Below are 12,777 nucleotides of genomic sequence, written 5' to 3' on the forward strand. Positions count from 1 at the left end.
ACTTCGCGAGAGCCGATGAGGACTTCCGGTGCGCGAGGGACCGCGTCTCGTGGGATGTGCGGCCCGCGCGGCAGCGGGCATCGTGGGCTTCGCACCGACGGTGCACCGCAAACTACGTGGAAGGTGGCAATCATGCGACGTCTTGATGTGGCGCTGCGCTGGCTGGGAGCGATCGGGATCACGCTCGCCCCGCTCGGTATCTTCGTGCTTCCGGGGCTGCTGCACCCGGAACCTTACGAGACCGCCGAGGATCAATTCACAGCGATCGCCGAAGGCACGGGGGGTGAGTACCTGGCACTGGGCCTGCAGATCTTCGGCTCGGCCATCCTCATGGCGGCCGCGGTGGGAATCGGCGGCTGCACGATCGCACGTGGTCGAGGACGCACACTCGGCGCGATCGGCCTGATCACCGGAATGGTCACGGCGGTCGTCCTCCTCCTGGTGCTGGGATTCGAACTCGCCACGCTGACCATTCTGATCTCGTCGACCGACACGGACGCGGCGGTCTCACAGGTGGTCGCACTCTCGGCTAGTCCGGCGTTCGGGGTGCCGCTGCTCGTCGGCCTCGTCGGCTTCTTCCTCACCCTTCCGCTCCTGGTGTTCGCACTGTGGCGCAGCCGGATCGTGCCGATCGTCGTTCCGCTGCTGTTCGCGCTGCCCGTCTTGGTCGGCTTCGTGCCGCTCCCGGTGGACACGACCGTGCTCGGGGGGGTGACGATGCTGATCCCGTGCCTCTGGGCGAGCGTGCAGCTCGTCCGCGGCGCCGTCACCGACGCGAGCGCGGATGCCGCGACGGCCGAGACAGCTCGGGTTGCCGGCTGAGCCCAGTATGCGAAAACGCCCCGGGTGCCCCGGGGTGTTTTCGCGCTTACACGCGTCACACAGCGCCGGGACGCGCCGCCGAGGTGACCCGCGGGCTTTCGCTGTCGGGCAGTACCGCGCCGACCGGACGCGCCTCGCGGTTGAGGATGCGGCGGATGACGGCATCCACCACCGCCCCTATCACCGCGGCGATCACGATCGCGAGCACGATGGCCAGCAGCGGCTGGTCGTGCAGCCACTGCCCGGCAACGATCCCGAATACCGCCGAGTATGCCGCCCAGGTGATGCCGGCGGCGATCGAGAGCGGCAGGAACCGGCGAAGCGGGTAGCCCGTCGCACCGGCAGTCATGTTCACCGCGATCCGGCCGACCGGGATGTAGCGCGCGGTGAAGATGAGGAGCGCACCGCGCCGGTCCAGCCCGCGGCGTGCCCACTCGACCGCGCTGGTGACGCGCCTCGTGCGCATCCAGCGGAAGCGGTCCGTGCCCAATACCCGGCCGAGCTGATACGCGATGTTGTCGCCGATGATGGCGCCTGCGGCAGCCACGCCGATGAGCAGCAGCAGGTTCGGCTGTCCCGTGACCACCGAGACCGTGGCCGCGCCGACCACGACCGTCTCGCTCGGGATCGGCGGGAAGAACCCGTCGATCACGCACACGGCGAGCACGACCACGTACACCCACGGCGATGCCGCGAGGTCGGTCACGAGGGTCGTCAGCAGTGCGAGGAGGTCCATGCCTGCGACGCTACGAACGGGGCAGAGGCCGGCACAGCCGACCGAAGCATGGACTGCACCTTACTTTCGTCAGTCCTGCGGGAGGGGTCTGCGTTCCTACGATGGGGGGATGCTCCGTGCCGGTCGTTCCCTGCGAGGGTCGTGGCCCACGCCGGTCGGCGTCGTGCTCCTGCTCCTCGCGACGTCGATCGCGCTGCCGTTGGCCCGGTGGGGCGACTCTGCGCTGGTGCTCGCCCTGATCCCGGCAGCGGTCGCCGGCTACCTGGCGGGACGCCACATGGTCGGGCTCGTGTCGGCCGTGGTCGCCTTCTCCGTCGTGCTGGCGGCCTCGCTCCCGATCTCTTACGTGCTGCCCGGCACCGCGCCCCTCGGCGACTGGATGGCGAGCGTACTCATCGCGCTGCTCACAGTCGTGGCTCCCTGGTGGTTCGGCAGGTACCGGATGCTGCGGGAGGAGCAGCGCGAATCGGATGCCGCGATCCTCGCCGACCGCGCGCAGGCCGACGAACGCGGGCGCATCGCGGACGACCTCCACGACACGATCGGCCACGAGCTGGCATTGATCGCGGTGCAGGCTGGAGCTCTGGAGCTCGGGCGGGATCTCAGTCCCGCGCAGCGTGAGCAGTTCCGCGCGCTGCGCGAGGCCGCCGTGCGGGCGAGCGACCGTCTGCGCGATGTGGTGCGGGTGACGCGGCCCGAAGACGGCCCGAGTCGACTGGACCCCGTCGGCGGCGAGGGCATCGCTGCGCTCGTGGCCGGGGCGAGGGATGCCGGGATGAGCGTCGAGGCGGCCATCGACCACGCGCTCGTTGCGGCCGCGGATCCATTGATCGCGGAGCTGGCCGTGCGCACAGTTCGCGAGGGCCTCACGAACGCGGCCAGGCACGCACCCGGCGCCGCGGTCGAGATCCATGTCGGGCGGTCCGACGCCGACGGCGTGACGGTGTCCATCCGCTCGGCGGCGTCCACCGAGACCGGTGCGCAGGGCAGCGGCCACGGCATCCCGAGCCTCCGTCGTCGTGCCGAGCTGCTCGGTGGGTCCATCGATGCGGACTCGACGCCGGGCGGCGGCTTCGAGCTGAGGCTGCGGGCGCCGATGCGCGCCGAGACCGTCGCGCACGGATCCATGGATGCCGCGGACCCGGCGCTGCGCACCAACGCGCGTGCTGCCCGCCGACGTGTGTGGCAGGCGACGATCGTCCCGGCCGTGATCCTCGGGCTCGCCCTCGTCGGCTTCGCCGTCGTGCAGGCGATCACGTTCGCGCACACCGCGGTCACGTCCGAGCTGTACGAGAGCATCGAGCTGGGCGCGACGCGGGCGGCGCTCGCGCCGCTTCTGCCGGCGGGCACCCCGGGCCCGGTGCCGATCGTCGCCGAGCCGCCGTCGCCCGACGGAACGGAGTGCGAGTACTTCGCCGCGCGCGACGGCTGGCTGCACTTCACCGATGCGACGTATCGCCTGTGCTTCGATCAAGGAGTGCTCGTCGAGAAGACCCTGCTGGAGGCGCGATGATCCGGGTGCTCATCGCCGACGACGAGGCCATGATGCGCGCGGGCGTGCGCTCGATCCTTGAATCCGACCTTGAGATCGAGGTGGTGTTCGAGGCCGCGAATGGCCGCGAAGCGATCGACGGCACCCAGCGCCACCGTCCCGATGTGGCCGTGCTCGACATCCGGATGCCGGTGCTCGACGGCCTGAGTGCGGCCACAGAGATCGCGGCCACCGTGCCGGGCACCCGGATCGTGATGCTGACGACCTTCGGTGAGGACGACTACATCGAGCGAGCACTCGGCGGCGGCGCGCTGGGGTTCCTGCTGAAGGCCGCCGATCCCCGAGAACTGATCGCGGGCGTTCGCGCGGTCTCGGAGGGCGGCGCGTACCTCTCCCCGGACATCGCGCGCCGGGTCATCGCGCCGTACCGCGAGGGCGACCGCACGCGCAGCGCGGAGGCCCGCGAGTCTGCCGCTACCCTGACCGATCGTGAGCGCGAGGTGCTCGCTCTGCTCGGCGCGGGAGCCTCGAACGCCGAGATCGGCACGCAGCTGCACCTCGTCGAGGGCACGGTGAAGGGCTACGTCAGCACCATCCTGGCGAAGCTCGGCGTGCGCAACCGCGTCGAAGCCGCCGTGCTGGCGTACCGGGCGGGCATCGTCGCGGCCGAATGATCGGGCATCCGCTGTCCGACGAGCGGGAGGCCGCGTGGCAGGATCAACCCATGAGCACCCTCGTCAACGCCGATACCTTCGTTCGCGCGGAAACACACCGGATGATGCACGACCTGCAGTCCAATGTCGGAGGCGTCAACCGCTTTCTGCACAACCGCGAGCCGGCCGCGGTCGACAAGCAGACCGTCATCCGCCTGAACCGTGACACGCTCTACAGCTTCGCGGTCGTGGACATCAGTGCCGGGGCGACGCTCACGATTCCCGAGCACGGCGAGCGATACCTCTCGGCCATGGTGGTCAACGAGCACCACTACGTGGATGCCGTCTTCCATGACGCCGGCGAGTACGAGCTTTCGCTGGACCGGTTCGGCACACCACACGTGGTGGTCGCCGTCCGAATCCTGGCCGACCCCAACGACCCCGCGGACCTCGCCGAGGTGCGGGTGATCCAGGACGGCATCGGCTTGGAAGCCCGCTCCAGCCAGCCGTTCGAGATGCCTGAGTACGACACCGAGACCTTCGACGAGACGCGCGACGCCCTGCTCGCGCTGGCCCGCAATCTCACCGGCTTCGACCGGATGTTCGGCGCCCGCGATGAGGTGGATCCCGTGCGGCACCTCATCGGCACGGCGGCCGGATGGGGCGGGCTGCCTTCCGCGGAGGCGAGCTACATCGGCGTCGACCCGCGGCTTCCGGTCGGGCGGTACGAGTTGACGGTGGGGGATGTCCCGGCCGACGGGTTCTGGTCGATCTCGGTCTACAACGCCGCCGGCTTCTTCGAGCCGAACGAGCGCGCCGCGTACACGATCAACAACATCACCGGCGTGCGCAACGACGACGGCAGCATCACCGTCCGCTTCGGCGACTACCCCGCAGACGTCCCCAACGCCCTTCCGATCACGGAGGGCTGGAACTACCTCGTCCGGCTCTATCGCCCGCGCCCCGAGATCCTCGACGGGGAGTGGACCTTCCCCACACTGAGCACCTGAACCCCGAACGCGCACTCGGATCGGTGCGGATGAACGGGCGAAGCGGTGAACTCCGCCCTGCCGCTGCGATCAATCCAGAGCTAGGCTTCGCGACTATGGACATGCTGGGGGGCGGAGAGATCGCCGCAGCCGACCTGACGGACTGGCGCAAGCTGGCGCAGGGGCTGCACGCCCGATACCGGGTCGACGACTTCACGAGCGGCGCACTGTTCGTCGTCGCGGTGGGCGAGGCGGGCGACGCGCTCCGCCACCACCCGCAGGTGTCTATGGGGGCGGGGTACGTCGATCTCAAGCTGGTGAGCGACGATGCCATCTACCGCGACGGTGAAGGCACCGAACACGTCGTCGAATGGGTGACCCAGCAGGACGTGATGCTGGCGCGACGGATCTCCGAGATCGCCGCCGATCACGGAGTCGCCGCCGACCCTGCAGCGGTCAGCCACATCGAACTCGGCCTCGACACGGCACGCTCGGCGACCATCGCCCCGGTGTGGGCGGCACTCCTCACCGGAAGCGCCGACTCGCAGGGCCGCGGGTCTCCCAGCGACGAGATCAGAGACGCCACAGGGCGAGTGCCGAACCTGTGGTTCGGGGAAGCCGACGAAGGGGAGGCCCCGCGTCAGCGCTTGCACATCGAGGTCTATGTCGCGCCCGAGGTGGCCGAGCAACGCATCGTGGACGCCGTCGCGGCAGGGGGGACCGTCGTCGATGACAGCAACGCGCCAGAGCTCACGGTGATCGCCGACCAGGACGGCAACACCGGAGTCGTGTGCGTGGACGTGTCCGCCGCAAAGAAGGCGTGAATGTCTCAGGGATAGTGTCGTATCCGATCGTTGCCGTTCGTGGATCTGGTGTGCGACCCGTTCGGGCCGCCGCGACGAAGGAGCCACGACATGGCTCTCGTCCCGATGAGAGGAGACGACAGTGCCCAAGTATCTGATCGCATTCAACGACGAGTGGGTGCCCGAGCACACCCCCGACGAACTGCACCGCAAGAGCGAGGCCTCGAAAGCTGTGCTCGAAGAGATGACGGAGGCAGGCGTCTTCCTCTTCGCGGAGGGGGGAATCGATGCCTCGACCGCGATCTTCAGCGTCGTGAGCAAGGACGGGAAGCCCGTCTTCACCGATGGGCCGTTCGTCGAGAGCAAGGAGCACCTCGGCGGGTTCACTGTCGTCGAGGTGCCGGACGACGAGGCCGCACGATACTGGGCCGGGCGACTGGCCATCTCGCTGGACTGGCCCCAGGAGGTGCACCGGTTCCCGTCGGGCCTCGCGGAGATCATCGAACGGCAATCGCCTGCGAGTGAGTGACGTGGCTCGAGACCGGCCGTCCGCGATCGGACCAGCGGAGCGCTTTGCGGCCGGCGCCGTCGAAGCGCGTCTCGTCCGGTCCGCGGCATCCGCCCACGCTCTGCTGGGTTCATGACCCCAACCCCTGTCGAGGAGGCCATCAGCCGCGCACACCACGAGGAGTGGGCGCGGCTGGTGGCGGGTCTCGCCCGTCGCTTCGGCGATCTGGACCTCGCCGAGGACGCTGCAGCCGAGGCATTCGTCTCCGCCGTGGAGCGGTGGCCGCGCGACGGGGTGCCACCCAACCCCGGCGCCTGGCTCACCACGACCGCAACGCGCAAGGCGATCGACCGGCTGCGTCGAGAGTCCCATCGCGACCGCAAACAACAGGCTGCACTGATGCTGTCGGACGAGAATCCACCCGAGCCGACCGGACCGGTCGAGGACGACCGGCTTCGGCTGGTCTTCACGTGCTGCCATCCCGCGCTCGCCACGGAGGCCCGCATCGCGCTGACGTTGCGCCTGCTCGGCGGACTCACCGTCGCGCAGATCGCCCACGCTTTCCTGGTGCCGGAGACCACGATGGCGAGGCGGATCACGCGCGCGAAAGCGAAGATCAAGGCAGCGCACATTCCCTACCGGGTGCCGTCGGCGACCGATATCCAGGAGCGGCTCGCCGGGGTGCTCGCCGTGATCTACCTCATCTTCAACGAGGGCTATCTGACCACTGCGGGAGACGACCCGCTGCGCGCCGACCTGACCGACGAGGCGATCCGATTGGGCCGCCTCCTGCGCACGCTCCTGCCGGATGAAGGGGAGGTGACCGGCCTCCTCGCGCTGATGCTCCTGACGGACGCACGCCGCACCGCGCGCGTGTCCCGCACCGGTGAGCTGGTGACCCTGGATGAGCAAGACCGCGGCGCGTGGAACAGGACCCTGGTGGTCGAGGGTCACGGCCTCGTCCGCGAGCGGATCGCCGCCGTCGCCGCCGGTGCAGAGCCACCAGGGCGATATCAGCTCCTGGCCGCGATCAACGCCGTGCACACGGATGCCCCGACCTCGCGCGACACCGACTGGTCGCAGATCGTCGCCCTCTACGACCGCCTGATTGCCCTCGATCCCTCCGCGATCGTGCGGCTGAACCGCGCGATCGCGGTCGCCGAAGTGGACGGCCCCGACGTCGCACTCGCCGAGATCGACCGACTCGGCGAGGCGCTCGCCGAGTACCACGCATATCACGCCGCGCGCGCCGACCTTCTGCGGCGGGTCGGGCGAAGCCACGACTCGCGGACGGCGTACGACAGAGCCATCCGACTCGCCGGCAACGCCGCCGAGCGGGCATACCTCGCCCGCCGTCGCGACCAGCTCGTGGGGTGAACAGACAGCGCCCGCCTGCATCGCAGGCGGGCGCTGACGTGTGACGACGCTCAGCCGACGACTGGCTCGGGGTCGACGGCGGTGGTGGTCACGTGGGTTGCGGTTCCCTCGGCGACACCGCGACCGAAGGCGCGGCCCTGCATGACGGCCCCGAGGTCGAGACCGGTGGCGGCCTTGACGCTCTCGAACGTCGCCGTGAGGCTCGTCGACTGCTCGCGGGCCAGGTGGGATGCCGCGCTGTCGCCGCCGATCAGCGTGATGCTGCCGACCTTCTCGTACCCCTTGGCGAACTCCGCCATGAGCTGCGGCAGCTGACCGATGATCTCCTTCGCGAGGATCGCGTCCTGGTTCTCGCGCAGGGCCGCCGCCTCGGCGGCGACGGCCTCCGCAACGGCGTTGCCGCGAAGGCGGATCGCCTCCGCTTCGGCCTCCGCCTGCACGCGCACGGCGGCCGCCTCGGCTTCGGCCTTCATCCGGACGGCCGCCGCCTCGGCGGAGGCGGACGCCTCACGCGCCTCGGCCTGGGCCTTCACCGCGTAGGCATCGGCATCCGAGCGCTCCTGAGCGACCTTGCGGTCGGCCTCGGCGTTCTTCTCGCGCTTGTACGCCTCGGCGTCCGCCGCGATCTGCTGCTGGTAGGCCTCGGCGTCGGCCAGCGTCTGCTGCCGGTACTTGTCGGCGTCGGCGACCTTCTTGACCTCGGCATCCAGTCGAGCCTGCGTGTTGTTGGCCTCCTGGAGCAGCACACCCTGCTCGGCCTCGGCACGGGCGAGGTTCTCGGCCTGCTCGGCCTGGGCGTTCGCCCGGCCGACCTCCGACTTGGCGGCGGCGGTGTTCTTGTCGAGCGCGGTCTGCTCGATCAGGTTCGCCTCGTCGGCGGCGAGCTGGCGCTTCTTCACCTCGCGCGTGGCGTCGATCTCTGCGACATCGGCTTCCCGCTTGACGCGCTGCACTTCCTTGGCGCCGAGCGCCGAGATGTAGTTGTTCTTGTCGGTGATGCCCTGGATGGCGAACGAGTCGAGCACCAGACCCTGTGCGAGCAGGTCGCCCGAGATGCCCTGGGCGATCTCGTCGCTCAGCTTCTGCCGATCCTGCATGACCTGCTCGACGGTGAGCTTCGCCACGACGCCGCGCAGCGCGCCTTCGAGCTGCTCCGTCGTGAAGACGACGATGGCGTCGTCCTGCGATGCGAAGCGCTCGGCGGCGCGGCGCACCTGGTCGGGTGTCGAGCCGATCTTCACGAGGGCGACGCCGGTGAGGTCGATCGTGACGCCGTTGATGGTCTGCGCGGTCGGCTCGAACTTGATCTGCCGCGAACGCAGCGAGACCTTGTCGGAGCGCTGCGTCAGCTTGTTGACGAATGCTCCGCGACCGCTGATGACGGTCATCTTGTTGGCTTCGCCCTCGGTGCTGTCGCGCGCCTTCTTGCCGACGATGACGATGGCCTCGTCGGCCTTCGGCACTTGGTACCACGCGCGGAACAGAATGAAGCCGATGAGGGCGACGACGAGCACGACTCCGACAGCTGCAGCGATGCCGATGAGGCCGAACAGATCCATGGGGGATTCTCCAGGTTGAGCCCGCCGATTGCGGGCCATGCTTCGAATCTATGGGCAGCGCTGCCTGCCGGTGCACCCGGGCCGCCGATTTGTGGATGCCGCGGCGTCTCGCGACCCGCTAAGCCTCGGCGTCGGAGGTGACCTCACGCGCCGGGTCGGCGGGCGACCGCTGCGCCCGGCTCAGCAGCACGAAGGGCACCGCGATCGCCGAGATCACCCCGCTCCAGAGCATCGACGAGGCGTACCCTCCGACATCCGCCGCTCGGCCCAGCACCGGCTGGAACACGACCCCGCCGGCGGAACCCATCAGCGAGTCGAACGACAGCACGGTCGCGCGCTGTTTCGACGGGATCATGTCGTTGAGGTAGGCGCGGTGCACCGGGTCGTCGATCGCCGAGGCGACGCCCCAGAGGGCCACCAGCACCAGCGCGAACCAGAAGTCGCGCACCAGCCCGAGCCCGATCAGCACGAGCGCGCTCGACACGGTCGCCAGCAGGATCGACGATGTGCGACGGCGGAACAGCTTTCGCACTCGCGGGGCGAGCAGGCCGCCGACGATCGAAGCCCCCGAAAGGAGAGCGGCCGCCAGCCCCGCGATCGAGTAGGCCTCCTCGTCGCCCCACAGTTCGAGCAGGTACGGCTGCATGGCGTAGAAGACGTAGATGCCGACGCCCGCGGTGAAGGGACTCGTGAGCATGAGCCAGCGCACCGGTGGATCGCCGAGGCCATAGCGGAAGGATGCACGCAGGACCGTACGGGTCGCCTGCAGCGGACGCTCGCTGCGATCCGGCTGGAAGCCCAGATCGTGCATCAGCAGGGCGGCGACCACGAACATCACCAGCAGGATGCCGCCGCGGACCAGGAACGGCACGCCCAGGTTCGTCAGCTGTGCGAGCACACCGCCGAGTACCGACCCGGCGAGCATCGCGACGCCGCCCACGATCTGCGCGCGGCCGAAGACGGTCTCGAGGCTGCCCTGGTAGCCGGTCACTTTCAGGGCGTCGACGAGCCAGGCATCGACCGCACCCGAGAAGAACGTGAAGCCCAGCCCGAGCAGCACCGACACCACCGCCCACGCCCAGAACGGCGACTGCCAGACCCACAGCATCCAATACATGACGGTCGTCACCGCCAGCGTGATCGTGCCGAGCAGGTACGAGGCTCGCCGCCCCACGGTGTCGGCTACCACGCCCGTCGGGATCTCGAAGATCAGCATTCCGGCGGTGAAGAACGCATTCGCCGAGAACGCCTCGAGGTTCGTGAGCCCGGCATCGAGCAGGAACAGCGTGTTGATGCCCCAGATGAACGATGCGGCGAGGGTGTTGCCGAGCAGCAGTGTGTAATACGTGCCCTGCACGCGGCGTGGAGTGGGCAGCGATGGCGCGGAACTGGTCCTGGAGATGGCGGCACCGCCTCTTTTCCACGGGATCTTCGGCTGACACCGCGACAGTATCCCTCCTGGCGGAAGCCGTCCACGGGGGTCGCCGCCGCCGGCCCTCGCTCCGCTAGGCGGTGGCGGGGCCGGCGAACCCCGTCGCGCGGGTGTCGGCGCCGACGGTCTGGTTCATGTGCTTCGCGATCCGCAGCACGACGGCGCGGTCGCCGATGCGGGCGCCGTGCAGGGCGTTCTCGAGGGCGAGCTCGAACCGATTGACATCGGCCAGCCGCCGCAGCCACACGGCCAGGATGAGGTTGTAGCGGCTGGCCGCCGTGATCGCGAGCCGCACCTCGGGCACGGACGTGATGGCGGTGCGGGCGACCTCGAGCACCTGCGCCGGAGCCTCGACGAAGTACCAGGCATAGATGGGCCAGCCGGATGCCGCGCGCGCCATGTCGGTGCGAAAGCGCAGGCTTCCCCTCGCGCGAAGCGTCGCGAGCGCGTCCGCAACACGCTGCGGCGCGAACCCGCTGCGCTCGGCGATCGTCGCGATCGGGACGCGGCCGTCCGCCCACACCTCGCGCTCGATCGCCTCCCGCAGGTCGTCGGGCACGCGCTGCGCCGCACGGGCTCGCGGCGGCCTCGGAGGGCGGACACCCTGGGCCTCGGCCGGCTCCAGCGCGCGCAGCCGCCAGCTCGCGCCGTCGATGAGTGTCTCGTTCACGAGGTGCGTGCGCACCGACCGGACGCCGTCGAGCCGGCCCAGGCGGTGCAGCGAATAGTCGGAGAGCCCCGCGATGTCGGGCGCGAAGACGATGGCCATGAGATCGCGCGACCCGGAGGTGACGTCGAGGACGTAGACCGCGGGGTCGCGCTGCAGTTCCTGGATGACGGCATCCATCTTCGCCCGTTCGCAGTCGATCTCCATGATCGACACCTGCCCGAGGGTGGGATGCCCCGTGACCCAGGCGATGCCCTCCTCGCGCAGCCGTGCCCACCGGCGCGCGAGGGTGCTGGCGTCGACGCCGATCACGGGGGAGAGCTCGTTCCAGCTCGCACGCGGCTCGATCTGGAGTGCGTGGACGAGCCGTCGATCGATTTGATCGAGGGTGATCTCCTGCACGGGCGGCCTTCCTGGTCGGTGCGTTGACGCAATTGTGACGCACAAGCAGCGCATTCCACGCAGAAATCCTGCAGGTTCATGTGTTCGAAACATATCCAGGCGCACCATTGCCGCATCGATCGCACCGACGAAAGGACCATCGTGAGTCTCATCACGACCGACGCCGTCACCCTTACCGAGTTGAAGCGCCATGCCGCCGACGGCGTCGAATCACGCCGTGACGAGCTCATCGGCCTGAGCCACGCGATCCACGAGAACCCCGAGCTGTCGTGGCAGGAGCACGAGGCCGCAGCCCTCGTCGCCCGCACCCTCGAGGAGGCAGGCTTCGACGTCGAGATCGGGGCGTACGGAGTCTCCACCGCCGTTGAGGCCGTGTATGGCACCGGCGACCTGACGGTCGCGATCTGCGCCGAGTACGACGCGCTTCCCGGCATCGGCCACGGCTGCGGGCACAACGTCATCGCCGCCTCGGGAGTAGGCGCCGCCCTCGCGCTGGCGCCGCTGGCCGACGCGGCAGGCCTGCGGGTCAAGCTGCTCGGCACGCCTGCGGAGGAGCACGGCGGCGGGAAGGTGGCGATGCTCCTCGCCGGTGCGTGGGAAGACGTCGACTTCTCGCTCATGGTGCACGGCATGACCGGAGAGGACATCTCGGCGACGGCCTTCAGTGCGACAGCCGTCGATCGGTTCGAGGTCGTCTTCCACGGCAGGACCGCGCACGCCGCGGGCATGCCGGAGCAGGGCCTCAACGCGGCTTCCGCCGCCGCGATCGCCCAGACCGCCATCGCCTTCCTCCGCCAGCAACTGCCCAAGGACACGAATCTCAACGCCTACGTCTCGCACGGCGGTGAGGCGACGAACATCATCCCCGACCGTGCCGTCGTGCAGGTCGAACTGCGCGCGTACGACACCGACGTGTGGCGTGACATGAAGAAGCGCGTGCTCGCGTGCTTCGAGGGTGCCGCCATCGCGACAGGATGCCGCTGGGAGTGGTCGGCGACCGAGCACCCGTACGCGCCGGTCAAGCACGACGCATCGCTCGGCGCCTTCTGGGACCGCAACCTCGTGGCGCGCGGCCGCACGATCGGCGCGGCGAAGATGGGCGGCGGCTCCACCGACATGGGCAACGTGTCGCAGGTCGTGCCCTCGATCCACCCCACCATCGCCTTCCTCGGGCAGACGGGCCCCGCCCACAACCCCGAGTTCACCGCTGCTGCGGCCACCCCCGCAGCCGACCAGGCCGTCATCGACGCCGCCACGATCCTCGCGTGGACGGTGCTCGACGTCGCCCTGGACGGCGCCCTGCGCGCCGACCTGCTCCACCGCACCGCCGAGCGCCC

At 69.6% G+C, this 12,777-nt stretch carries 12 protein-coding genes; 8 read left to right on the forward strand and 4 right to left on the reverse strand.

The window, feature by feature from the left end:
* Positions 1–132: 132 nt before the first annotated feature.
* On the forward strand, positions 133–822 hold the full coding sequence (locus B1729_RS14055) for a hypothetical protein (RefSeq protein WP_163618721.1): 690 nt from the start codon (positions 133–135) through the stop codon (positions 820–822).
* A gap of 55 nt (positions 823–877) precedes the next feature.
* Here B1729_RS14055 and B1729_RS14060 read toward each other — a convergent pair whose 3' ends face one another.
* The gene (locus tag B1729_RS14060) at positions 878–1,558 is read right to left on the reverse strand and encodes a DedA family protein (RefSeq protein WP_163618722.1); all 681 of its coding nucleotides are present in this window, start codon (positions 1,556–1,558) and stop codon (positions 878–880) included.
* A 109-nt stretch (positions 1,559–1,667) separates the two neighbouring features.
* On the opposite strand from B1729_RS14060, the gene B1729_RS14065 reads away from it, so the two are divergent.
* The 6 genes from B1729_RS14065 to B1729_RS14090 all read left to right on the forward strand — a co-directional run bounded on the left by B1729_RS14065 (position 1,668) and on the right by B1729_RS14090 (position 7,380).
* A complete protein-coding gene (locus B1729_RS14065; RefSeq protein ID WP_163633333.1) occupies positions 1,668–3,071 on the forward strand; it encodes a histidine kinase in 1,404 nt (467 codons plus the stop codon).
* Positions 3,068–3,724, forward strand: coding sequence for a response regulator transcription factor (locus B1729_RS14070; RefSeq protein ID WP_163618724.1), 657 nt, complete (start codon positions 3,068–3,070; stop codon positions 3,722–3,724). Before B1729_RS14065 ends, B1729_RS14070 begins: the two co-directional genes overlap by 4 nt.
* 50 nt (positions 3,725–3,774) lie before the next feature.
* Positions 3,775–4,713: a DUF1214 domain-containing protein gene (locus B1729_RS14075; RefSeq protein WP_163618725.1), complete on the forward strand. Its 939-nt coding sequence runs from the start codon at positions 3,775–3,777 to the stop codon at positions 4,711–4,713.
* A gap of 95 nt (positions 4,714–4,808) precedes the next feature.
* Entirely contained in the window at positions 4,809–5,516 is a 708-nt protein-coding gene (locus B1729_RS14080) for a VOC family protein (protein WP_163618726.1), read from the forward strand.
* A 121-nt stretch (positions 5,517–5,637) separates the two neighbouring features.
* On the forward strand, positions 5,638–6,024 hold the full coding sequence (locus B1729_RS14085; protein WP_163618727.1) for a YciI family protein: 387 nt from the start codon (positions 5,638–5,640) through the stop codon (positions 6,022–6,024).
* 111 nt (positions 6,025–6,135) lie between these two features.
* Positions 6,136–7,380, forward strand: coding sequence for a sigma-70 family RNA polymerase sigma factor (locus tag B1729_RS14090; protein ID WP_163618728.1), 1,245 nt, complete (start codon positions 6,136–6,138; stop codon positions 7,378–7,380).
* 50 nt (positions 7,381–7,430) lie between these two features.
* Here the strand turns inward: B1729_RS14090 and B1729_RS14095 are convergent, their stop codons facing one another.
* The 3 genes from B1729_RS14095 to B1729_RS14105 all read right to left on the reverse strand — a co-directional run bounded on the left by B1729_RS14095 (position 7,431) and on the right by B1729_RS14105 (position 11,440).
* Positions 7,431–8,939, reverse strand: coding sequence for an SPFH domain-containing protein (locus B1729_RS14095; protein ID WP_163618729.1), 1,509 nt, complete (start codon positions 8,937–8,939; stop codon positions 7,431–7,433).
* 118 nt (positions 8,940–9,057) lie between these two features.
* The gene (locus tag B1729_RS14100) at positions 9,058–10,296 is read right to left on the reverse strand and encodes an MFS transporter (RefSeq protein WP_239539652.1); all 1,239 of its coding nucleotides are present in this window, start codon (positions 10,294–10,296) and stop codon (positions 9,058–9,060) included.
* A 148-nt stretch (positions 10,297–10,444) separates the two neighbouring features.
* Positions 10,445–11,440 carry an Lrp/AsnC family transcriptional regulator gene (locus B1729_RS14105; RefSeq protein WP_163618730.1) on the reverse strand — a complete coding sequence of 332 codons (996 nt, stop codon included), beginning with the start codon at positions 11,438–11,440 and terminating at the stop codon, positions 10,445–10,447.
* Between the two features lie 141 nt (positions 11,441–11,581).
* Between B1729_RS14105 and B1729_RS14110 the strand changes: the two genes are divergently transcribed.
* On the forward strand, positions 11,582–12,777 hold a 1,196-nt coding region (locus tag B1729_RS14110; protein WP_239539653.1), incomplete at its 3' end, for an amidohydrolase.

Origin of the sequence: Microbacterium sp. B35-04, assembly GCF_010634885.1 — a bacterium.
GTDB lineage: Bacteria > Actinomycetota > Actinomycetes > Actinomycetales > Microbacteriaceae > Microbacterium.